Raw genomic sequence first — 21,962 nt, forward strand, 5'->3', positions numbered from 1 at the left:
GAAAATGGGGTCCTGTCGGTGGGTGAGAAATTTGCCGCCAAACTTGTCAGCAATAACAGACTGGATATTTATGATGGTGAAGGTGTGATGCAGGGGGTACATTTTCGGATTTTACCTGGTACATATGAGAGCCTCACTTTGGAAAACGGTACCCAGGGGAACAAGAGAAAAGACTTGATAATCGTAAAATATGAAAAAGATCCTGAGACAAGTATAGAGAGTGTGAATCTGGAGGTGAGGAAAGGAACAGAAACGACAGGAACGCCGGAGATTCCCCAGATTGTCACCAGCAACATCAGAAATGGCGGCACGGTAAATGAAATGGTTCTTTATATCGTGGAATATAATGGAATCACCGTGACGTCTGTGACAAAACAATTTACAGAGATGCAAAATATAGTAGGATTAGAATCGGAAATTAGAGAACTAAATGATAATTTAGCTATGCACCGGATGCAGTCCTTTTCCGATCCGACTCAGCTTAAATTAGTTAAAAATACCTGCACTTTAATTGACTTATACAATGCGCTGCCGGCATATGGGACGATTGCATATTGGATCACATCCACTTCGTCTAAAATCCAGTCAGAGATTGCAGCGCAGATTGGAACAACGGCAGACCATGTATACGGCATCTTATCGCTTTCAAAATATCTAGGTCCTGTAGGCGTATACACTTTCTATCGGTATGACACGTTTCCCGAATTTACATATATTGCGTCTTATGACGGAATCAATGGAGCAAACCATTGGAAAAACTTTGTAAAACTGTCTACAGCCACGGACATTGCATCCGTAAATACTAGCATAAGCAATACAAATTCTCGCTTAAACAGTGTGAAAAAAATGCACGCTGGAACTCTCGTTGCAACTTGGTCTGGATCATCCACGTCTGTGCGGATGTTTGGTATTGACACGGTAAATAGCTGGTTTAACCAAAAATATAGCTGGGAAGAGGGTAAGGCGCATTACATAATATTTGCTATGAATGGTGATGCAAACACACATTCAGTACATATAACAGGAGTAAATTATATGAGTGGCACTTATTATGCCATTACAGAGAATGCGGCTGCCGCAGGCATGAGCAGAATAAACTATCTGGCAATACATTATTGAAGGTTATATGCCCATTTAGCTAATTACTGTTAAGTGGTAAAATCTTCTTTGAAAGGAGGTTTTACCATGCAGGAAAAAGTAATAAAAGAAGTGCTGCAGCGTATGGGAGCGGAACTGAGCCAGGAACAGATGCAGTCCTTGGAATCCGTTCTGGCCCTTACGCTGCATCAATATCACTTGGAAGAGATGGATCATGAGCTGATTGTGTCCGAAAACGGATGGGAAAGAATTCTCAGAACATCTCTTGCAGCAAAGAGGTTGGAAAACTGTGCACAGGGTACTTTAGAACAGTATAATCGTGCAATCAGAATTATGATGGGGACGATTCAAAAACGGCTGCAGGATTATGTTGGGCATTCAGACCCAAAGACAGCGACTATGTATCGAAATAAAAGAGAGGCGTCTATAAGAGCAAAATTTGACAGACGGATTGCATAATGGTTAGTTGTTATTTATAAAAATTTTGGCCCGCAGAAATGGGGGCCTAAAAGTGTTCAGGAGAGGTAGAAAGAGACAGAGAATTAAAATGAATAAATAATACTCTGGTTTATCAGTAATGAAAGTATATAGAAAGGAGAAATGTTAATTTGAATGGTGAAAATTTATCGATTACTATAAAAACAATTTTGACTGTTATGGGAATCATTACAGCTGCAGGCGGTGCCATAGGCGTGATTATTAAAGTTTTATCTCCTTACAACAGGTTAAAAAAGAGAGTGTCAAAACATGATGATCTGTTGGAGAATGACAATAATCGATTAAAAGAAATTGAAGAGAGCAATAAACATATTTGTAAATCTATGCTTGTACTGTTAGACCACGAAATAACGGGGAACAGTATAGAAAAACTTAAGAATGCTAAATCTGAAATGCAGGAATACCTTATAAATAAATGACGCTTTTGTATATGGACATCAGATATAATAGACTGCCCTCTGCATCATATACAGCAGCCAGAAAATAATAGGCGAAGATGAAATGATATAAAGATAAAATTACATCATCTCAGGATTAAGAAATTTTTAAGTTTACAAACCATATGGAATGTGTTATAAATCAGGCTATACAGCATATGTTATCAGTGAGATTACCAGGAGACGGATATGGAATTAACCTTTGGTGAACAGATTAAGATCATACTGAAAAGAAAAAATATGACTATTCGGCAGCTGGCGGAGACGATCGAAGAGCAGACCGGCCGGCCCATGTCCAGACAGAACCTGACACAGAAGCTGAACAGAGACAATTTCCAAGAGCAGGATATGAGAGAAATCGCTCAGGCCCTGGGATGCGTGATTCAGATTTCCGTGATAGATCCGATGGAGGCAACAGTTGCGTCGCTGCAGTCCATGATGCAGCCGGTCAACGCGCGGGACATGCTTCAAGGTGGAAGCGGTGCAGCAGAAGCATTGCCTCAAAATCCCATATTGTTGGAGGCAGAAGGTGACGGTGAGGCTGCCGAAGCGGAAAGTGGATCTGCCGCGGGAGAGAATGCAGAAAAAGAGGCAGTTGATTCCGATGTGCTAAGAGAGATTGAAAGGGCATTGATGGAGTCCATTCAAAAAGAGCTTTATCCGGTAAAAGATGAAGTGACCACCAGGGTAAATCAGGAATGGCAGGAGCAGGCCAATTCTCATTGGAGCAGAAAACAAAAGGAGCTGGAGGAACAGATTTCCCTGGATATGGAGGAAACCGAAGAGACGGAACAGATAAGGAATGTTCCAGAAGAGACGGCTGTCCCGGAAAATGAAGCGGATGAGGAAGATGCTCTGGCATGGGCGCAGAAAAAGCCTGCGAAATGGCCCAGGCTGATCGTGCCGGGAGAGTCAGAGGAGGAGCAGCAGCCGGAAATCTCTGTTTATGCGGAGGACGAACCGGAATTTGTGGAAACAGAGGATGATCTGGACGGGCTGGAATTCATTGAGATGGAAGAGTTGGAGGGCGGGGATATCTCGGCAGTCTCCGGTCCTTATACCTTGAAAAGAGAGCAGGGAGAGCAGGAGCCTGGGGATGAAGCCCGGCGAGACGGAGCGGCCCAGGAGGAATTGCTGACGGAGGGAACGGCATATACGCCGCTGGCAGATACACCAGGAAAGGATGGGTCTTATGTTTCTGCACCTTACGTTATACCGAGAGCGCCGGAATCAGAAATATCTGCCGCGGACAATGGAGACGGTGAAGCCGGCATGTATTTTGAGATTCCCTTGGAGGAGATACCGGAACCGTCTATTGATGACAGAGAGGAGACAGTACAAGAATACGGAGGCCAGCCGGAGGAACCAGATCTGGAGGAAAAGATCGCGTCCTGGGATGCTGCCGTGAAGCGGAGACTGGAGAGGCCAATACTCATGTCGGCGGAAGAACGGCGGGCAAGGAAAGCGGCAAAAGAGGCGAAATCAGCCAGGCCCGAGGTCACAGCTGCGGAAGGGGCTTCGAAGCTGAGAGTTCCCGATATCAATCCGGCTACCGGAAAAGAATATGAAACGAACACGGTAAGACATCATCCAACCAAACCGGATATGCTTCTGGTGTATGATCAGGATGAACATATGTGGATAGAGCAGGCAGAGCATGCGTTTACTAACTTCCAGATCAGAAAGCGCGCGATGCTGGGACGAGATTATGAACCGCCGCTTTATCTGGACTAACGGAATGAATAGCTGGCTTATAGAGTGAATTTTGGAGCTGCTGCACCAATTTATTGGTGCAGCAGCTTTTTCGCCCACTCAATGGAATGTCAAGAGATATTTATGATTGACAAACTGAATATTTACCCATACAATATAAATGAACATGTTCATTTAAAGAAAAGGAGAAGAACGCAGCCAATGAGAAGAAAAGACGATACCTTACGTGATACGCTTCTTTATTGTGCCCGTGAAACAGCGGATCGGGAAGGCATTGACGCGGTCAGCATCCGTTCCATCGCACAGAAAGCAGGAGTAGCGGCCGGCACAGTTTATAACTATTTTTCCAATAAGGATGAAATTCTGCTCGAACTGACGGAAGAATATTGGAGACAGGCGCTGCACGATATGAGGACTGCGGCCGGCTCTTTCTGTGGGCAATTGGAAGAAATCTTTGCTTTTCTCAAAGAAAGGATAGATTCCTCAGCCGGTAAACTCATGGGAAGTCTTGGAAATGTGGAAACAGCCGGCCAAGAACGTATGGCGTCAATGCAGGCGTCTTTTGAGAAGAATCTCTTGGAACGTATGGCCAAGGATACACAGATTCGCGATGATGTGTGGGATGAAGTGTTTACCAGAGAGCAATTTGCCCGTTTTATTGTGATGAACATGACAATGCTGCTGAAAACGAGAGCATCGGATATCCGATTTTTGACTGTGGTCATAGAACGGACCATTTATTAAAGGAGAGGAAAGACAATTATGGCACAAGCTATAGCTGAAACGGTTTTTGATGTTTTGTATCTTTGTTTTGTGATATTCGCGGGACTTACCATGATGCTGAGGGGACGTGATCCCCTCATAAAAAAAGCAGGGCTGATGGCCGCGCTGCTGGGCGCAGGCGATTCCTTCCATTTGGTCCCGCGTGCTTATGCGTTGTGGACGACCGGATTGGAAGCCAACGCGCCGGCATTGGGGGCCGGAAAGTTTGTCACTTCCATCACGATGACCGTCTTTTATTTGATATTGTATTATATCTGGCGTGATCGTTATCAGATCAGGGACAGGAAAGTCCTTACGGGAACCATGTGGCTGCTTTCCGGCGTGCGCGCTGTGCTTTGTTTGTTCCCCCAAAACCAGTGGCTTGTATACCGTCAGCCGCTTCTGTTCGGAATTTTACGGAATATACCTTTTGCGGTCATGGGTATCATCATTATCGTCATTTTCGCAAAGGAGGCAAAAAAGGCAAATGACAATGTTTTCCGGTTCATGCCTTTAGCTGTTGCTCTCTCCTTTGGCTTTTATCTGCCGGTCGTTTTATTCAGCGGCACGGCTCCGGTCGTCGGTGTATTGATGATCCCGAAGACCTTGGCTTATGTGTGGATCGTCCTGATGGGATGGCGGCTGTATAAACAATCACAAAAATAATCATTTTAATAAGTTAAGCGCCGCTTGATGCGGAGCTTTTCTTTTTATCCGCCTGCCGCTTGATCACCTTCAGACGGGTGAACTCCTCACGCTCCTTTTCCTCCAGAGCATTCTGGATGCTGTGGACCAGAGCCTCATATTTGGGTATGGTGATATTTTTCAGGGCATTTGCCCGTTTCTGAGTCTTTTTAATGTTAAAGGAAAGCCGGTACGCGGAGTTCTCCACAGTGGTCAGGCGAAGGGTCAGCTCCTTTACTTTTTCAAACTGCATCCTGGCGTCGTCCAGGAACTGGTTTGTGCTGTGAAAGGAATAAGCGAGGGAAGGGGACCGTTTATCAAATTCCACAAGAGGGATCTCCGTACCCATGATGCTCCTGGTCTTCACCCGGACAGAGTCCTCCAGGGGAATCGCGGCACTGGCTTCCCGGACCCGGTTCATGCCCATTTCCAGGATAGCGCGCTGAAGAGAAGCATAAGCCTCCGTAAAGGTCTTATCAATCTCACTTTGAATGGAACTCGCCTTTTCAATGAGCTGCATCAGTTCACGGATCAAAATATTCCGTTTTTTGTCCATCAGCTCATAGCCCTGCTTGGACAGGGCCAGAGAATTTTTTATGATGATCAGGTTGCCTTTTGTTGCACATGTATTCAAATCCATAAAATCACCTGCCGTCTTGATGGAGATCGTAATACTTATCCAGGAGCTTTGTATCTACACGGTCCAGCTCCGTTTTCGGTAAGATGCGGAGAAGCTTCCAGCCCAGATCCAAGGTTTCCTCAATGGTCCGGTTCTCTTCTTCCCCCTGTCCTACAAACTGCCCTTCGAACTGGCGCCCGAATTCCAGATACTTTTTATCAATGGGTGATAATTCATCCTCGCCGATCACAGATGCCAGAGCTCTGGCGTCAGACACCTTGGCGTAAGCAGAGAAAAGCTGGTTGGCAAGATCCTGGTGGTCCTCACGGGTGTAGCCCGCGCCGATTCCGTCCTTCATCAGACGGGACAGGGACGGGAGCACACTGATGGGAGGGTAGACCGACTGTCCGTGGAGATAACGGTCCAATACAATCTGTCCTTCGGTGATGTATCCGGTCAAGTCGGGAATCGGATGAGTGATATCGTCGTTTGGCATGGTAAGAATGGGAATCTGGGTGACGGAGCCGTCCACGCCGGCCACGATTCCGGCTCTTTCATAAATGGATGCCAGATCGCTGTACAGATATCCGGGAAATCCTTTTCTGGAAGGGATCTCTCCCTTGGATGAGGAGACCTCCCGGAGCGCTTCCGCATAGGAAGTCATATCCGTCAGAATGACCAGGATGTGCATATTCAGTTCAAACGCCAGGTATTCAGCCGTGGTCAGAGCCACTTTAGGAGTGATGAGACGCTCCACTACAGGATCGTTCGCCAGGTTCAGGAACGTTACCACATGGTCTGAAACGCCGCTCTCTTCAAAGGTCCTGGTGAAGAATTGGGATACGTCATGGGTGACGCCCATGGCGGCGAAGACAATGGCAAAGTTTTCGCCGGAGCCTTCACCCAGGGAAGCCTGCCTTACGATCTGGGCAGCCAGCCTGTCATGGGGGAGGCCGTTTCCGGAGAATATGGGCAGCTTCTGGCCGCGAATCAGAGTGGTCAGACAGTCTATGGCCGAAATACCAGTGCGGATATAGTTTCTGGGGTATTCACGGGTGACGGGATTCAAAGGAAGGCCGTTCACATTTCTTCTCAGGTCGCTGTGAATCTCCTCCAGTCCGTCCACGGGTTTTCCTATTCCATTAAAGGTACGCCCGAGCATCTTAGGAGAAAGTCCGATCTCCATAGGATGACCGGTCAGAACCGTGTGTGTATTGTCCAGGGATACGTTTTCCATGCCTTCAAAAACCTGGATGATGGCCTTGTCTCCGTAAAGCTCGATGATACGTCCGATCTTCTTATCTCTTCCGTTTACAGTAATCTCTACGATCTCTTCAAAAGAAGCGTCTTCGACGCCCTCCAGAACGACCAGGGGGCCATTGATCTCACTTAAACCTAAATATTCAATTGACATATCCTCTGCCTCCTTATGCGTTCTTTTCCATGATGCGGTCATAGAACTGGTCGATGGCTTTCTTGTAATCGTCGAACAGCTCAAGCTTGTCGTTGGGCACATCATATTTAATTGCAATTATTTTTTCAAAAATGTCTTCTGTCTTCAGAATGGATACCGGCATGTTCATGGAAATCAGGGATTTACACCGGGAATACAGGTACAAAATGGTTTCCATCATTTTAAACTGCTTTTGCAGAGGGACACAGGTATCCTCCTGGTGGAATGCGTTCTGCTGGAGAAATCCAAGACGGATGACCCGCGAGATTTCCATGACCAGCTTCTGATCGTCGGGGAGAACGTCGCTGCCGATGAGCTTTACGATTTCCATAAGGCTGCTTTCCTGGTTTAAAAGGGAAACGATCTGGTTCCGGTAATTGATAAAATTTTTATCCACGTTCTTAGTGTACCAGGCGCTCAGATCGGACATATACTCACTGTAGCTGGTCAGCCAGTGAATGGCAGGAAAATGTCTCGCATAAGCAAGTGATTTATCCAGACCCCAGAAGCAGCGTACAAACCGTTTGGTATTCTGCGTGACAGGTTCGGAGAAATCGCCCCCCTGGGGAGAAACGGCGCCGATGATGGAGACAGAACCCTCATTTCCATTCAGAGTCTGCATGATGCCGGCCCGCTCATAAAAGGCGGACAGCCGGGAAGCCAGGTAAGCCGGAAAGCCTTCCTCGGCGGGCATTTCTTCCAGACGGCCGGACAGCTCTCGGAGAGCCTCTGCCCATCGGGAAGTGGAATCGGCCATGATGGCCACATGATATCCCATATCCCGGTAGTATTCTGCCAGTGTCACACCAGTATAGATGCTTGCTTCACGGGCGGCGACAGGCATGTTGGAAGTGTTGGCGATCAAAGCGGTCCTGGCCATCAGGGGCTGGCCCGTCTTAGGATCTGTCAGCTTTGAAAAGTCTTCCAGGACCTGGGTCATTTCGTTTCCACGCTCTCCGCATCCGATATAAATAATGATATTGGCGTCAGACCATTTCGCGATCTGGTGCTGGGTCATGGTCTTTCCGGTGCCGAAGCCCCCGGGTATTGCCGCCGTGCCGCCCTTGGCAATGGGAAACAGAGTATCCAGGATCCTCTGGCCTGTTACAAGCGGCATGGTGCAGGGATAGCGCTTTGCCGTAGGGCGGGGAACCCGGATGGGCCATTTCTGGGTCATGGTCAGATCCCTCTGAGTACCGTCAGGGCAGTTGAGAGTGACCAGGACATCATTGATCGTGTAACTTCCGTCCGGCACCACGGAGATGACCTGGCCGGAAACATCCGGAGGCACCATGACCTTGTGGACGATGGAGGGGGTCTCCGGCACTTCAGCGATTATGGTGCCGCCGTATACCTGTTCTCCTTCCTTTACGGTAATGTGAGCGTCCCAGCGCTTTTCTGTGTCCAGGGCGTCCACATTGACGCCGCGGCCGATATAAGCGCCGGAGCGTTCGGCAATCTGGCCGAGAGGCCGTTCGATGCCGTCAAAGATGTTGTTCAGGATGCCGGGCGCCAGAGTGACGGACAGAGAAGCACCGGAGCCTTCCACCAGCTCGCCTGGGCGGAGGCCGGTGGTCTCTTCAAATACCTGGATGGTCGTGGTGTCGGAGGTGAGGCGGATGACTTCGCCCACCAGACGTTCCTTCCCCACGTATACCATCTCAGACATGGCAAATCCGGGGTTTCCCTTCAGATAAATAACTGGGCCGTTGATTCCATGGATGGTGCCGGTCTTATTCATAGGATATCCCTCCTTCAAATGAGAAATTCTCCTTTTCTTTTTCCAATAAGGTCTTGAAGGAGTAATCAAGCAGTATGCGGCGGTCCGGCAGGACTGCGCGGATCCCGCCTCCAAAGAGTTCCTGGCTCATGGTCAGATGCACGCCGGTGGCGGCTTCCAGGGCACGGCTCCTATGGGAATCGGCAGGATCGATATAGACGATCAGGTTTTGGTCACCCGCGTATTTTTTAGCACGGATGATCTTCCGAATCAGAAAATCTTCATATTCCGGAGTATCCATAAATCGTTCCAGCGCGCCGGAAACCTCCGAAAAGAGCTGAGCTCTCAGGTCAGCCTCCACCTGGCTCAGTTCCCGTTTGATATCCATCTGTGCCTGGAACAATTCTTTGTTGGCTTCCCGCTTCAGCTGTTCCGTCTCCGTCCGGATCTGGGCTTCCGTCTGGGCGTTGACGTCAGCAACGTGCTCTTCATATATTTTATCTAAAGCGTCCGCATAATCATGGAAAATGGCGTTCCCTCGGGCCCGGGCATCCTCCATGGAGCGGTTTCTGAACTGTTGTAGCTTTTCTTCCGTCGTCAAGTCGTTCACCCCTCTTTATAGCTTTAATCCGATGGCTTCGTTTACATAGGAAGTGATAAAATCAGGGCTTCGCCCGGTGCCGTGGCGGTCGGGGATTTCCTCGAAGAGAGGAATCTTAGCCGACAGCTTCAGATCATCCACGATCTCCGGGAACCTTCTGCCGAAGTATTCGGTCAGCAGGACAATCCCTATGTCCTTGTCGGACCTGACTTTATCAAGGGCATTCTTAAACTCCTGCTTTTCATGGACAACGACGCCCTCGATTCCGGCCAGCCTCATGCCGGTCAGAGTGTCAATGTTGTCACTGATCAAAAACAGTTTCATCAGCCTAATTTGCCAAGGATCATGATGGATACGATCAGGCCGTACAGAGCAACACCTTCTGCCAGGGCGACGAAGATGAGGGATTTGCCGAGGACGGAGGAATCTTCGCTGATAGCTCCAAGAGCCGCGCTGGCAGCGGATGCCACGGCGATACCGGCGCCGATACAGGAAAGACCGGTGGAGAGTGCGGCGGCTACGTAGCCGAGGCCCGCGGCGGAGCTGGAAGCGGCAGCAGCTGTTTCGGAAGCGGCGCCGGCTGCCTCAGCACTGCCGCTGAACAGCATGATATCAGCGATCACCAGGGTACCGAAAAAGAAAAAAACGTTGACAGCCAAAGATTTTTTGAAGCGTCCCTTCCTTCTTTCTCCCATGAGATATACGCCGAAGGGAAGAATGATGCTGAGCACAAGTGCTGCGATCAAAAGAAATTTTGTAACCATAGTCATGACAAAAGTCCTCCTTATTTGTTGGTAATCGTCTTAAAAGGTTTAAATTCCCGGCCGGAGCCTGAGAAATATCTGCTGAACATTTCATAATACTCCAGACGGAGTACGTGGATGCCGACAATCAGGCCTTCCATGCCGGCCACGAAGATATTGCCGATGATGACCACAGGCCAGTTGGGGCTTCCCCCGTTTTCCGCACCCGCCAGCATCAGCACGACCTGCATCATCCCCGCGTGGCTCAGGGCAAACGCTCCGATACGTACAAAGGAAATGGTGTTGGTGAGATAGCTTAGTACTACTTCAAACAGTTCAAATATGGACTGCACCAGGTACATGACCGGGCCTCCGGGAAGAGTTTCCTTTTTCCGCTCCAGAAGATTAATGATGGGTTCCTTGAACAAAAGAAGGATAAGCGGAACAATGAAGGCGATCATCAGGATGATGGTCGCGGGCAGCGCATGGCCGCTCATGTACAGGACAATGGTCGCCACGGCGGAACCGTAGAAAATGATGCCCAGAACCCCGTTGGTATCAAATACAATTTTTCCAATGTCTCGGGATTTGATGCCGTTATAGATGTTGAACAGCATGGAGACCAGGATGAGGCCCATGCCCAGAGCGACACTGACTACCAGGACTACATTCAGGTTTCCCACCACAGGGAGAGTCATGGTAGCTTTCATGGGTGTCAGCCAAAGAGGCTCTATGACGTTTTCAAATCCAAAGAAGCTGCCGTACAAGACGCCGAATATGGCGGAGAAAATGCCGGCCATTGAGATGACGGCGGCCAGGTTGGATTTTTTAAAGCGGTAGATCAGGAATCCGCCGACGATCAGGCAGAGGCCCTGTCCAGCGTCTCCGAACATGGCTCCGAATATGAACGCGTAAGTCAGCGCCACAAAAATAGTGGGATCAAATTCATTGTAAGCAGGCATGCCGTACATCCGGATGAACATCTCAAACGGACGGAACAGCTTTGGATTCTTAAGCTTCGTAGGCGGCGTTCGGAAATGCTCGCTTTCCTTAGGCTGTTCGTCTTCCAGGACACAGTAGAGATCCGGGTCATGCTCACGGACTTCCTTCAGAAAGGCAAGAGCGTCCCTGTTCGTCATCCATCCGCAGAGGATGAAGAACATATTGTGGCCGGCCCGGGTACACGCCGCCATTTTCCGGATATCAAAGGTGGAGATCAGGGAATCCATTTTTTCCTTTGCGGAGATCAGCTCCTGGTAATGAGAATCCAGAAGAGAGGCCAATTCCTTTTTGCAGGCGGCGGCCGCCTCTTCATTTTCTTTTATCAGACGTTCATAGTCCGAACAGATCTCCTGAGGAGTCCCGGTGTATTTCTCGGACAAGAAGGTGCTTTCAAAATGAAGAGAAGAATAAATGGTGTCAATCTTGTCAAATTCTGACTGGGGCACAAAGAAAATACCCCATACATACGCGCTGTCGCTGTAGCAGGGATAGAAAATCGTATCCAGGTCATCGTAGACGAACTGCTTGAACGTACGGTAATCGGCCATCGCAAACCGGCCGAAGCGGAACTTGGTAAAGCTGAACTTTAAGATATCCTCGATATTGAAATCCAATCCGCGGAAAGGCAGGACCGTCTCGTATTGGGTCTTTAGATCCTTTCCCTCCTTTTCCAGCTGGATCTTCCGGTCCCGGATGGAAGAAGCTTCCGCATCCAGATTCTCAATGATGCAGACGGCCTTTTCCCTGGACAGGGAGACTGGAGCGGCGGATCCTTTTTCCGGAATCTCCAGGAGCAGGGCGTGCGCCTTGTCGCGCAGGCTCTTGTAGGGATTGGGTTCAATGAAAGGAGTCAGCTCTTTTACCGTTTTCAGCTCCGAGAGGGCGTTTTCCAGGTGCATTTCATATTTTGACAGATATTGTTCTGTCACCCGGTCAATCTGCTCTTTCGGGCCGGTGATACTCAGAAATTTCATTTTTTCTATCATTTCTGTGTGCCCCTCCTTAAAGTTGATTGATTTGCTGTAGTATGATATCAGGATCCAGATGATACCTGATGCCTTCAATGGCGGTGGTTATGTTTTCCACTTCCTGTTCCTTATTGTAGAGATAAGCGTTTAATGTGGCGATGGAATAAGGATCCTTCTGGCTCTGGCGTTTGTAGATTTTGTCCAGGATCAAACGGAAGCTGTCTTCCAATGATATGTTGTCACGGGTCCAGTATTCCTCCATGGTCTTATATCTCGTTTCCCGGAGCGCCGAAAAGAACAAATCCAGACTCTCTGCGTCCACCAGCGCTTTCAGCTGTTCTGTCTTCAGCTTGTAGGTAATAGGAATCAAAAGCCCATAGACCTCTGCGCTGCTCAAGCTGTAATATTTCTTGGAACGGTATATCCACTGGATATTCAGCATATCCAGGCGGCTGCCGAAAGAGAGCAGCACTTCCTTCTGCTCATCGGATTTCAGATATTTCTTCAGGTTGCTCCAGGACTTGCGGAAATAGTATAAATCCAGATGGTTCTCATAGTCGAACAGAGCTGCGCTCCCCGTGCGTTCCACTTCCGAAAACACCTTGTAATATTCGGAATCCTTCAGGCAGGAAAGAAAATCAGCCATGGAATTGGCGTGGGCGGCCGCTTCAATGTCGAACTTGGAATGTTTGTCAAAGAAGGGCTTGAACAGAGATACGTCGTAGAATAAATGTGTATCGGAGAATACGGACCGGAGGCAGGTCTTCAGCACGGAGATTTCATAGTTCAGGAAGTACAGGTCCAGGAACTTCCTCTGCCTCAGGTTGGAGAAGCCATAGAGCTTTCCATAATCTTCATACAGAGAATAATGTAGGAGCCCTTCCAGCTCTGTCCGGTGCAGGTCCTCGGTACCCACGCTGATGAACAGCTTCTCGTAGGTGGGGCACCGGCGCAGATAGGCATCGGCCTCATAGACGCTCCGGAGGCTGCATAGATTCTGATAGTCTTCCTTTTTCAGAAGTCTGCTTTGCATGGCCCGTATCTTGGTGGTAATGCCACTGTAGGCAAATAGGTTTCCCATGCAGAATCACTCCTTGGTCATATTGATGATGATTTGTTTTACATAAGCTGCATGATGCTCCCGGTAGGATTCACGGAGGTCCGCAATATGTTTTTTTGTCTGCGCTTCCAGGGCCTTTACGTCAGCCTCTGTCTGGGCATTGAATTCCGCCCGCTTTTTCTCCAGGATATCTTTGGTACGGATGTCTGTATTCCGGTCAAATTTATCGGCCTTTTGCTTCATCGCCCCCGCGTAAGCCGCTTTTTTCTGAGCGGCCTCTTCCAGTATGGCGGAGGCTGTCGCTTCGATATCCGCGATCTTAGTTAATATTGGATTCATAGTTTCCCTCCTTTGCTGCATGGAGAATTAGTTTGCATCTATTATGGCACCGGGCACTGAAAAATACCATAGTAATATCGGCGAAAAATGTATTGCTGGCGGGACGCAATTTTGTATAATCACACAAGAGCCCTGAAGAAATCCCGGTAGTGAAAGAAAACAGAATATGCTATAATATTCTGGAAGACGGAGACATGCTGAACAGGAAAGGCATAAGGTGGAAGAAATGGGACAAAATGGGAGATACTATAAAGGGGTCATTTTTGATCTGGACGGGACCCTTATCAATACGCTGGATGATCTGGCAGACAGTGTCAATGAGGCGCTGGCCGGGATGGGATATCCTGTCTGGCCTGCAGAAGCTTACCGCCTGAAAGTGGGAAGGGGTTTTAGGAATCTTATGGAGAACAGTGTACCGGAAGAGGTGAAGGCAGAGGATGCCGTCATCGATGAGATGCTGAGGAGATTCCTGGAAGCGTATGACAGAAGGTATCTGGAAAAAAGCAGGCCTTACGAAGGAATTGACGGGCTTCTTGATCGTCTGGTATCGGAGGGTGTTCAGGTAGCGGTCAATTCCAATAAACGTACCGATTATACGGAAAAGCTCATACAAAAGTTTTTTCCGCGGATTCCTTTTGCCGGAGTTTTTGGAGAACGGAAGGGGGTACCGAAGAAGCCGGACCCGGCTTCGGCCCTGGAACTCTGCGGGATCATGGGACTGGCTCCCGGAGACGTACTCTATATAGGAGACTCGAAAACGGATATCCAGACGGGAAAGAATGCGTCCATGGATACCGTCGGAGTGACCTGGGGATTCCGTGGATACGAAGAACTTCATGAGAACGGAGCCGTTTATATTGCCTGGACAGCAGAGGATATCCATAAAGCCGTACAGGGATTATTTAGGAAAAATTAAGAAAATCTCCTGCGGATATTTGGATTATCCTGCTATGATGATTAAGATATGGAGTTTTATGGCGCGGAGGGTTTTGCGGATATCCGGCGGATACAGACAGATAAGGAAAAAGACAGATAAAAAAACAGGAGGAGTATGAAATGGATGAAACGACAGTGTTGGTGTGTGATGACGACAGGGAAATAGTGGAAGCAATAGATATTTATCTGAGGCAGGAAGGGTACCGGGTGCTGAAAGCCTATGACGGTGAGGAAGCCATACGCCTGTTGTCGGAAAACAAAGTCGAGCTGCTTTTGATCGACGTGATGATGCCGAAGCTGGACGGCATCCGGGCGACGCTTAAGGTCCGGGAGACAAGCAGCGTGCCGATCATCATCCTGTCGGCGAAATCGGAGGATGTGGATAAGATTCTGGGCCTTAATATCGGCGCAGACGATTATATCACCAAGCCGTTCAATCCCCTGGAGCTGGTGGCCAGGGTGAAGTCCCATATCCGGCGTTATACGAAGCTGGGGACTATGGCCATGGAGGCTGGGGATACCATTCATAAGACCGGCGGGCTCTGCATCAACGATGATACAAAGGAAGTGACATTGGACGGAGAACTGGTGAAGCTCACCCCGATGGAATATAATATCCTTCGTTTTTTGGTGATGAATGCCGGAAAGGTGTTCTCCATAGAGCAGATTTATGAGAATATCTGGAATGAAGAGGCCATCGGAGTGGACAATACTGTGGCTGTGCATATCAGGCATATCAGGGAGAAAATAGAGATCAATCCGAAAAACCCTACCTATTTAAAGGTAGTATGGGGAGTAGGATATAAAGTAGAAAAGCTATAACAACCGGGAAATTCAGGAGGAGGTCCGCCGTGAAGATCAGGAAATATACGCGGAAAAAGAAAGTATGGGCATTGTTTTTGTTTATTTTATTCATAAGCATTACGCTGGCGGGCGGCCTGGGCCTTTACTATGTGAATAATTTCGGGAATTTCCTGTACAGCAAAACGGAGCTTTTGAAAAACGGAAGATTCGAAGACACGGAAACTCTGGAGCGGAAGATTCTGGACGATACGGAAGCCATTTTTCAATATGTGGTGCTGGCGCGCCTGTTTGGAGATGAGGATGAACTCAACCGGACGACGCCTCTTTACGTGGTCAGCATCAATGGTACCCAATATAACCTGTGCCTGGAAGATTTGGACACGATCAACCAGGTTCTGGAGGGGGGCGGTACCGGCGCTGCTGAATCGGTGAAGATACGGTCCTATTCCGTGGGAGAGGAAAATTCGGAGACAGCAGACGCATATCAGAATCTGGAAGAGGGCTCCTGGTCTGATACGGAGCGGGCCGGTTATCTGAACCAGTTTGCGGAGCTTTATGGGATAACCTATGAAACCGATCCGGGAGACTGGTATGATATTTCCGATGAAGGAAAAGAAGCCATTATCAAAGAAAACAACTGGGAAGATGAATATAAGCAAAGTACGTGGCCGGTGCGGGTAGAGCTGGTGAGTTCGGCGGAGATCCTGATCTATGAGGGGCAGAGATGTGAGCTGGTTCATGACTACATGCAGCAGAAAGAGGTAAATGAAACCGTGGATCTGCAGTCCTTGTATGACGGGGGCGAGCAGCTTCTGGGCAATTATTATGATCTGAAAAACCGGCTGGATGGAGAAGAGACTAACCTCCGCTATATCGTATATGAGACGAGCTCCGGCCTTATGGAGACCAACGATTCCTCCATGAGGGAAGAGACCATCCGGGGACTTGAAAAGTATATTTCCTATGATAACAGCACTCACAGGATCCGGAGTAATTTTACCAAAACGGATATTAAATACTGGAATCTGGACGACATGGCGTCGGCTCTGGTTGGAGTGGATTCCGGCGCGTCCTTTACCGTAGGGCTGGACACCCGTTATCTGGTACAGGATGAATACAAGCAGATATCGGATGGATTCCGCCAGTGCCGTCCTATCCTGATGGCGTCTTTGCCGGCGATTATCGCAGGCATGCTGGGGAGCATACTGGCCTTTATTTACCTGTTGGCGTCGGTGGGGCACAGAGAGGACTATGATGAGATCTGGCTGGATAAGTTTGACAGGTGGGCCACGGAACCGGCGGCGGTCACGATCTTAGGCGGAATTCTCGTCTTTATTGTCCTGTGTGCGTTCCTGGCGGACTTTTTTGCTAAGAATTTTTTTACCTCCAGTTTGATATATACGGTCATGCAGGTGATTTCTGTCATCGTCTCAGCTATCATAGCTCTGATAGGCTTTTTCAGTCTGGTGAAACGACTGAAAGCGGGGGTGCTGTGGAAAAACAGTCTGCTCCGGAAACTGTTCGTGAAACTGGGAATCTGGATCATGGCCATGGTGAGGGGCTGGCCGGCCAGCGGGAAAGCGGCGGCAGTCATATTTATATACTGGGTCGTAACGATTCCGCTGTGCATGTTTATTACGATCAATCGGTTCTGGGGGTCTCTGTTTTTGTATATGCTGGGAATCATTGTGTTTGTGGGGGTGCAGCTGACGGCAGCCGGCATTATTCTCTGGGCGGTGATAAAGAGGAAGAAGATTCTGGAAGGCGTGGAGATGATCTCCGCTGGAGATCTGGAATACGCCATTGACGATGAGGGAATGTTCGCAGACGACAAGAAGCTGGTGAACTGCATCAACCATATCGGAGCGGGACTTCAGGACGCGGTGAGCACTGCGGTACAAAGCGAGCGCATGAAGGCGGATCTGATCACGAATGTGTCCCATGATATCAAGACACCTCTGACCTCCATCATTAATTATGTGGATTTGATGAAACGGGAGAACATCGAGAATGAGACGGTGAAACGGTACCTGGAGGTGCTGGAGCAGAAATCTCAGAGACTTAAGAACCTCACGGAGGATCTGGTGGAAGCGTCCAGGGCCAGTTCCGGGAACATTAATCTGCAGATGGAGAGGATTAACTTTGTGGAGCTGGTAAAACAGGCCTGCGGAGAGTTTTCCGAGAAGTTTGAAGAGAGGGAGCTGATTCCTGTTGTCATGCTTCCGGAGCATTCTGTTCACGTGATCGCCGACGGGCGGAGACTATGGCGGATTTTAGAGAATCTGTTTCAGAATACGAAGAAGTATGCGATGCCCCATACCAGAGTATATGTGAGCGTAGAGGAGCAGGATGGCTTTGCCTGCTTTACGATAAAGAATATTTCGGAGTCGCCTCTGAACATCACCGCGGAGGAGCTGACGGAACGCTTTACAAGAGGGGATACGTCCCGTACTACGGAAGGCAGCGGCCTGGGTCTTTCCATTGCCAAAAGCCTCACGGAGGTCCAGGGGGGCATTTTTGACATCTACCTGAACGGGGATCTGTTCCAGGCGACGGTACAGTTTGAGATCTCGGAAGAAGAACCGGAGGAAGATGTCTTGGCTGAAGAAAACGAGGGAAATGATCAGCTTCCGGAAGCGGGAGAGGAACGCGGGGAGGACGGAGCTGCCGCCAAAGGGGCCCGCCAGGAAGAAAAAACGAGAAAGCTCCGGCTTAAAAGAAAGATTCGGGGGAAGGGCCGGAAACGGGCAGAGAACCTTCCAGAAGAAAATACAGAGGAAAATGTCCGGATGCAGGATACGCCGGCCCAGGAGACGGGGACGGCTGAAATGCCGGAGGAAATAACAGGAAAAAGTTCGGAAGCTGAAAAGGAGACAGAAGAGGCGCTGGTAAAGGAAGCTCTGGAGGAACTGCGAAAGAGCGGCCTTTTAAAAGAAGAAGAATTCACCAGGCACTGAAGACGATTACACTTGACTTGAAGTGAAAATTCCACGATAATGGGGGAGAAAGACAGCGAGTAAGGAGGATGAACCATGGTTACTTTATGGAAACACGGCGCCTACCTCATTGATGGTACGGAGCTGATCGAAGATGATATAGACTGTGCGGCACGGCTGAGCGCCCGCCTGGGGGCATGCCCAGACAAAAAAGAGGCGGTCCGGAATACAATGGCATATGGGATTCTGGAAGCGCATAATACCTCTGGCAGCATGGAGAAATTGAAGATAAAATTTGATAAGCTGACATCCCATGACATTACATTTGTAGGGATTATCCAGACGGCACGGGCCAGCGGGCTGGAAAAATTTCCGGTGCCGTATGTACTTACCAACTGCCATAACAGCCTGTGTGCTGTAGGCGGAACTATCAATGAAGACGATCACATGTTTGGTCTCACCTGTGCGAAAAAATATGGTGGAGTATATGTGCCGCCCCATCAGGCGGTCATCCATCAGTTTGCAAGAGAGATGCTTGCGGGCTGCGGCAGGATGATTTTGGGCTCCGACAGCCATACCCGCTATGGGGCGCTGGGAACCATGGCCATGGGCGAGGGCGGACCGGAGCTGGTGAAGCAGCTTCTGGATAAAACGTATGATATCAATATGCCCGGTGTGGTCGGCATCTATCTGGAAGGAAAACCGGAAAAGGGAGTGGGCCCTCAGGATGTGGCATTGGCCATCATCGGGGCGGTATTCGCCAACGGATATGTGAACAATAAAGTGATGGAATTCGTAGGCCCCGGAGTAGCAGGGCTGAGTGCTGATTTCCGGATTGGCGTGGATGTCATGACCACTGAGACTACATGCCTTTCTTCCATCTGGACAACGGATGATAAGATCAGGGAATTTTATGAGATTCACGGACGTTCTGAGGAATATAAGGAACTTGCGCCGGGGAAGGTGGCTTATTACGATGGGATCGTCAAGGTGGACCTCAGTTCAGTGAAGCCGATGATAGCCATGCCGTTCCATCCCAGCAATACTTATACCATTGAAGAAGTAAACGCTGATCTGACTGATGTTCTGGCGGATGTGGAAGAGCGGGCCAGGGTGAGTCTGGGAGGCGCCGTGGACTTTACGCTTAAGGACAAGGTAAAGGACGGGAAGTTCTATGTGGACCAGGGAATCATCGCCGGATGTGCCGGCGGCGGATTTGAGAATATCTGTGATGCAGCGGACATTTTGGACGGTGCGAGCATTGGAAATGACGCGTTTACGCTGAGCGTATATCCGGCCAGTATGCCAATCTATATGGAACTGATCAAGAACGGTGCGGCAGCCAGACTCCTTCAGACAGGTGCTGTGATGAAGACAGCATTCTGCGGGCCCTGCTTCGGAGCAGGTGATACTCCGGCCAATCAAGCTTTCAGTATCCGTCACTCCACCAGAAATTTCCCTAACCGCGAGGGCTCTAAGCTTCAGAGCGGACAGATTGCGTCGGTGGCACTAATGGACGCACGTTCCATAGCGGCAACGGCCGTCAACAAGGGCCGTTTGACGCCTGCGACTGATATCGATGTAAACTATACAAAGCCCAAATACTTTTTTGATAAAGAAATCTATGAAAACCGGGTATTTGACAGCAAAGGAATCGCGGACCCTTCTGCAGAGATCCAATTTGGGCCGAATATCAAAGACTGGCCCGCCATGGCGGCGCTGACGGATAATCTTTTGCTGAAGCTAGTGTCAGAGATCCATGATCCTGTCACAACGACCGATGAATTGATTCCTTCCGGAGAAACATCTTCCTATCGTTCCAATCCTTTGGGACTGGCGGAGTTCACATTATCCAGGAAAGATCCAGAGTATGTGGGCAGGGCCAAAGCGGTTCAGGCGGCGGAAAAGGCCAGGATGAACGGTGAGGATCCCTGCGAAGCTTCGGCAGAGGTTAAAGAGGCCATGAAAGCAGTCCGGTCCGAATTTAAGGACGCGGACCGGAACAATACGGGAATCGGCAGCACGATCTTTGCGGTAAAACCGGGCGACGGATCCGCCAGAGAGCAGGCAGCGTCCTGTCAGAAGGTGCTGGGGGGCTGGGCGAATATCGCCAACGGTTATGCGACTAAGCGGTATCGCTCCAATCTGATCAACTGGGGAATGCTCCCGTTCTTGATAGAAGGAGAAGGACTGCCGTTCCAAAACGGAGACTGGATCTTTGTGCCGGGCATTCGGGAAGCGGTGCTCCAGAAGAAAGACCACGTCAAGGCTTATGTAACAGGCAGAGGCATGAAGGAGTTTGAGCTGAAGCTGGGTGAGATGACCGATGACGAACGCCAGATTATTCTGGACGGGTGTCTGATCAACTATTACAGAGCGTCAAAATAGAGGATAATATTAGGGAGGATACGGGCAAAACCCGTATCCTTTTTTTGTATGATTTGTTCTTTTCCGGTCAAACTATTTAAGAGTAATAAACAGAATCTGGAAAGGAGCATGTAAATGAAAGGTTATGCAATGCTGGGAATAGGAATGACGGGATGGATAACAAAGAATGTGCCGGAATGCGGGCCGCTGGATGCCATCGTAAAGCCTATCGCCCTTTCTCCATGTACTTCCGATATACACACAGTCTGGGAAGGCGCGATCGGGGAGCGGACAGATATGATACTCGGCCATGAAGCCGTGGGAGAGGTCGTGGAAACCGGCGGAATGGTAAAAGACTTTAAAGCGGGCGATAAGGTGATAGTACCGGCCATTACTCCGGATTGGGGCTCTTTGGAAGCTCAGGCCGGATTTTCCATGCACTCCGGAGGAATGCTGGCAGGCTGGAAGTTTTCAAATTTTAAGGACGGTGTCTTTGCGGAGTACTTTCATGTGAACGAAGCAGATGCTAATTTGGCGCGCCTTCCGGAGGGCGTAAAGGCGGAGGATGCAGTAATGCTCTGTGATATGGTGCCCACCGGATTCCACGGCGTGGAGCTGGCGGATGTTCAGTATGGGGACACTGTCTGCGTGATCGGCATTGGGCCTGTGGGCCTTATGGCGGTAGCTGGCGCTTCCTTGAGAGGAGCATCTCATCTCTACGCGGTGGGGTCCAGACAGAACTGCGTTCAGGCGGCAAAGGAATACGGAGCGACGGATATCATCAATTACAGAGAAGGCGATATCGTAAAACAGATCATGGAAAAGACACACGGAAAAGGGGTGGATAAGGTCGTGATCGCCGGAGGGGATGTGGACACCTTTGCCCAGGCGGTCGCCATCCTGAAACCGGGCGGACGGATTGGGAATGTCAACTATCTGGGAGACGGGGCATATGTGAAAATTCCGAGGGTAGAATGGGGAGTGGGAATGGGCCATAAGACCATTGCCGGCGGATTGATGCCGGGAGGCCGCCTCAGAATGGAGAAACTGGCGTCTCTTCTGGAAACAGGGCGCCTGGATACCAGCCGGCTCCTCACCCATCATTTCCAGGGTTTTGAACATTTGGAGGAAGCCCTGCTTCTGATGAAGGATAAACCGGCAGATTTGATCAAACCGGTGGTATTAATATAAAATGAGAGGAACCGCTTTTTTATATGGCGGT

At 49.4% G+C, this 21,962-nt stretch carries 20 protein-coding genes; 11 read left to right on the forward strand and 9 right to left on the reverse strand.

Translation table 11 applies throughout. The features are described from left to right. Window positions 1–18: 18 nt before the first annotated feature. The 6 genes from LQE92_RS11915 (at window position 19) to LQE92_RS11940 (ending at window position 5,174) form a co-directional block, all read left to right on the forward strand. Window positions 19–1,119: a hypothetical protein gene (locus tag LQE92_RS11915; RefSeq protein ID WP_231063178.1), complete on the forward strand. Its 1,101-nt coding sequence runs from the start codon at window positions 19–21 to the stop codon at window positions 1,117–1,119. Between the two features lie 66 nt (window positions 1,120–1,185). Then, window positions 1,186–1,557 carry a hypothetical protein gene (locus LQE92_RS11920; RefSeq protein ID WP_231063179.1) on the forward strand — a complete coding sequence of 124 codons (372 nt, stop codon included), beginning with the start codon at window positions 1,186–1,188 and terminating at the stop codon, window positions 1,555–1,557. Between the two features lie 149 nt (window positions 1,558–1,706). Then, complete coding sequence (locus LQE92_RS11925) at window positions 1,707–2,015, forward strand: CTP synthase (protein ID WP_231063180.1); 309 nt, start codon at window positions 1,707–1,709, stop codon at window positions 2,013–2,015. Window positions 2,016–2,222: 207 nt separating this feature from the next. Further along, complete coding sequence (locus LQE92_RS11930; RefSeq protein WP_231063181.1) at window positions 2,223–3,767, forward strand: hypothetical protein; 1,545 nt, start codon at window positions 2,223–2,225, stop codon at window positions 3,765–3,767. A 180-nt stretch (window positions 3,768–3,947) separates the two neighbouring features. Beyond that, complete coding sequence (locus LQE92_RS11935) at window positions 3,948–4,490, forward strand: TetR/AcrR family transcriptional regulator (RefSeq protein WP_231063182.1); 543 nt, start codon at window positions 3,948–3,950, stop codon at window positions 4,488–4,490. Window positions 4,491–4,508: 18 nt separating this feature from the next. Next, complete coding sequence (locus LQE92_RS11940) at window positions 4,509–5,174, forward strand: hypothetical protein (RefSeq protein ID WP_231063183.1); 666 nt, start codon at window positions 4,509–4,511, stop codon at window positions 5,172–5,174. Window positions 5,175–5,187: 13 nt separating this feature from the next. Here the strand turns inward: LQE92_RS11940 and LQE92_RS11945 are convergent, their stop codons facing one another. The 9 genes from LQE92_RS11945 to LQE92_RS11985 are packed head-to-tail and all read right to left on the reverse strand — an operon-like array spanning window position 5,188 to window position 13,697. Then, window positions 5,188–5,832: a V-type ATP synthase subunit D gene (locus LQE92_RS11945; RefSeq protein WP_231063184.1), complete on the reverse strand. Its 645-nt coding sequence runs from the start codon at window positions 5,830–5,832 to the stop codon at window positions 5,188–5,190. 4 nt (window positions 5,833–5,836) lie between these two features. Continuing rightward, the gene (locus tag LQE92_RS11950) at window positions 5,837–7,225 is read right to left on the reverse strand and encodes a V-type ATP synthase subunit B (protein WP_231063185.1); all 1,389 of its coding nucleotides are present in this window, start codon (window positions 7,223–7,225) and stop codon (window positions 5,837–5,839) included. 13 nt (window positions 7,226–7,238) lie between these two features. Further along, window positions 7,239–9,005: a V-type ATP synthase subunit A gene (locus LQE92_RS11955; RefSeq protein WP_231063186.1), complete on the reverse strand. Its 1,767-nt coding sequence runs from the start codon at window positions 9,003–9,005 to the stop codon at window positions 7,239–7,241. Beyond that, the gene (locus LQE92_RS11960; RefSeq protein ID WP_231063187.1) at window positions 8,998–9,585 is read right to left on the reverse strand and encodes a V-type ATP synthase subunit E; all 588 of its coding nucleotides are present in this window, start codon (window positions 9,583–9,585) and stop codon (window positions 8,998–9,000) included. The genes LQE92_RS11955 and LQE92_RS11960 overlap by 8 nt, the downstream gene beginning before the upstream one ends. Before the next feature lie 15 nt (window positions 9,586–9,600). Further along, entirely contained in the window at window positions 9,601–9,909 is a 309-nt protein-coding gene (locus LQE92_RS11965) for a V-type ATP synthase subunit F (RefSeq protein WP_231063188.1), read from the reverse strand. Further along, window positions 9,909–10,355, reverse strand: a complete 447-nt coding sequence (locus tag LQE92_RS11970) for an ATP synthase subunit C (RefSeq protein WP_231063189.1) — start codon at window positions 10,353–10,355, stop codon at window positions 9,909–9,911. Before LQE92_RS11970 ends, LQE92_RS11965 begins: the two co-directional genes overlap by 1 nt. A gap of 14 nt (window positions 10,356–10,369) precedes the next feature. Then, window positions 10,370–12,316 (reverse strand): V-type ATP synthase subunit I, encoded by a 1,947-nt coding sequence (locus LQE92_RS11975; RefSeq protein ID WP_231063190.1) that lies wholly within the window; start codon window positions 12,314–12,316, stop codon window positions 10,370–10,372. 16 nt (window positions 12,317–12,332) lie between these two features. Next, window positions 12,333–13,379 carry a V0D/AC39 family V-type ATPase subunit gene (locus tag LQE92_RS11980; RefSeq protein ID WP_231063191.1) on the reverse strand — a complete coding sequence of 349 codons (1,047 nt, stop codon included), beginning with the start codon at window positions 13,377–13,379 and terminating at the stop codon, window positions 12,333–12,335. Between the two features lie 6 nt (window positions 13,380–13,385). Further along, complete coding sequence (locus LQE92_RS11985) at window positions 13,386–13,697, reverse strand: hypothetical protein (protein ID WP_231063192.1); 312 nt, start codon at window positions 13,695–13,697, stop codon at window positions 13,386–13,388. Between the two features lie 226 nt (window positions 13,698–13,923). Between LQE92_RS11985 and LQE92_RS11990 the strand changes: the two genes are divergently transcribed. The 5 genes from LQE92_RS11990 to LQE92_RS12010 all read left to right on the forward strand — a co-directional run bounded on the left by LQE92_RS11990 (window position 13,924) and on the right by LQE92_RS12010 (window position 21,931). Further along, a complete protein-coding gene (locus tag LQE92_RS11990) occupies window positions 13,924–14,613 on the forward strand; it encodes an HAD family hydrolase (protein ID WP_231063193.1) in 690 nt (229 codons plus the stop codon). Window positions 14,614–14,753: 140 nt separating this feature from the next. Next, window positions 14,754–15,455, forward strand: coding sequence for a response regulator transcription factor (locus LQE92_RS11995; RefSeq protein ID WP_231063194.1), 702 nt, complete (start codon window positions 14,754–14,756; stop codon window positions 15,453–15,455). A 29-nt stretch (window positions 15,456–15,484) separates the two neighbouring features. Next, entirely contained in the window at window positions 15,485–18,394 is a 2,910-nt protein-coding gene (locus tag LQE92_RS12000) for a sensor histidine kinase (RefSeq protein ID WP_231063195.1), read from the forward strand. A 75-nt stretch (window positions 18,395–18,469) separates the two neighbouring features. Then, window positions 18,470–20,761 (forward strand): hydratase, encoded by a 2,292-nt coding sequence (locus LQE92_RS12005; protein WP_231063196.1) that lies wholly within the window; start codon window positions 18,470–18,472, stop codon window positions 20,759–20,761. 114 nt (window positions 20,762–20,875) lie between these two features. Further along, a complete protein-coding gene (locus tag LQE92_RS12010; protein WP_231063197.1) occupies window positions 20,876–21,931 on the forward strand; it encodes an NAD(P)-dependent alcohol dehydrogenase in 1,056 nt (351 codons plus the stop codon). Window positions 21,932–21,962 lie beyond the last annotated feature (31 nt).

It is taken from the genome of Lientehia hominis (assembly GCF_021044755.1).
Classification (GTDB): Bacteria; Bacillota; Clostridia; order Lachnospirales; family Lachnospiraceae; genus Lientehia; species Lientehia hominis.

Excerpts from the sequence above, each read along its gene's own strand:
- LQE92_RS11950 (WP_231063185.1), bottom strand. The coding sequence starts at position 7,225 with ATGTCAATTGAATATTTAGGTTTAAGTGAGATCAATGGCCCCCTGGTC.
- LQE92_RS11965 (WP_231063188.1), bottom strand. The coding sequence starts at position 9,909 with ATGAAACTGTTTTTGATCAGTGACAACATTGACACTCTGACCGGCATG.
- LQE92_RS11930 (WP_231063181.1), top strand. The coding sequence starts at position 2,223 with ATGGAATTAACCTTTGGTGAACAGATTAAGATCATACTGAAAAGAAAA.
- LQE92_RS11935 (WP_231063182.1), top strand. The coding sequence starts at position 3,948 with ATGAGAAGAAAAGACGATACCTTACGTGATACGCTTCTTTATTGTGCC.
- LQE92_RS11985 (WP_231063192.1), bottom strand. The coding sequence starts at position 13,697 with ATGAATCCAATATTAACTAAGATCGCGGATATCGAAGCGACAGCCTCC.
- LQE92_RS12005 (WP_231063196.1), top strand. The coding sequence starts at position 18,470 with ATGGTTACTTTATGGAAACACGGCGCCTACCTCATTGATGGTACGGAG.
- LQE92_RS11970 (WP_231063189.1), bottom strand. The coding sequence starts at position 10,355 with ATGACTATGGTTACAAAATTTCTTTTGATCGCAGCACTTGTGCTCAGC.
- LQE92_RS11920 (WP_231063179.1), top strand. The coding sequence starts at position 1,186 with ATGCAGGAAAAAGTAATAAAAGAAGTGCTGCAGCGTATGGGAGCGGAA.
- LQE92_RS12010 (WP_231063197.1), top strand. The coding sequence starts at position 20,876 with ATGAAAGGTTATGCAATGCTGGGAATAGGAATGACGGGATGGATAACA.
- LQE92_RS11995 (WP_231063194.1), top strand. The coding sequence starts at position 14,754 with ATGGATGAAACGACAGTGTTGGTGTGTGATGACGACAGGGAAATAGTG.
- LQE92_RS11940 (WP_231063183.1), top strand. The coding sequence starts at position 4,509 with ATGGCACAAGCTATAGCTGAAACGGTTTTTGATGTTTTGTATCTTTGT.
- LQE92_RS11980 (WP_231063191.1), bottom strand. The coding sequence starts at position 13,379 with ATGGGAAACCTATTTGCCTACAGTGGCATTACCACCAAGATACGGGCC.
- LQE92_RS11955 (WP_231063186.1), bottom strand. The coding sequence starts at position 9,005 with ATGAATAAGACCGGCACCATCCATGGAATCAACGGCCCAGTTATTTAT.
- LQE92_RS11975 (WP_231063190.1), bottom strand. The coding sequence starts at position 12,316 with ATGATAGAAAAAATGAAATTTCTGAGTATCACCGGCCCGAAAGAGCAG.
- LQE92_RS11990 (WP_231063193.1), top strand. The coding sequence starts at position 13,924 with ATGGGACAAAATGGGAGATACTATAAAGGGGTCATTTTTGATCTGGAC.
- LQE92_RS11945 (WP_231063184.1), bottom strand. The coding sequence starts at position 5,832 with ATGGATTTGAATACATGTGCAACAAAAGGCAACCTGATCATCATAAAA.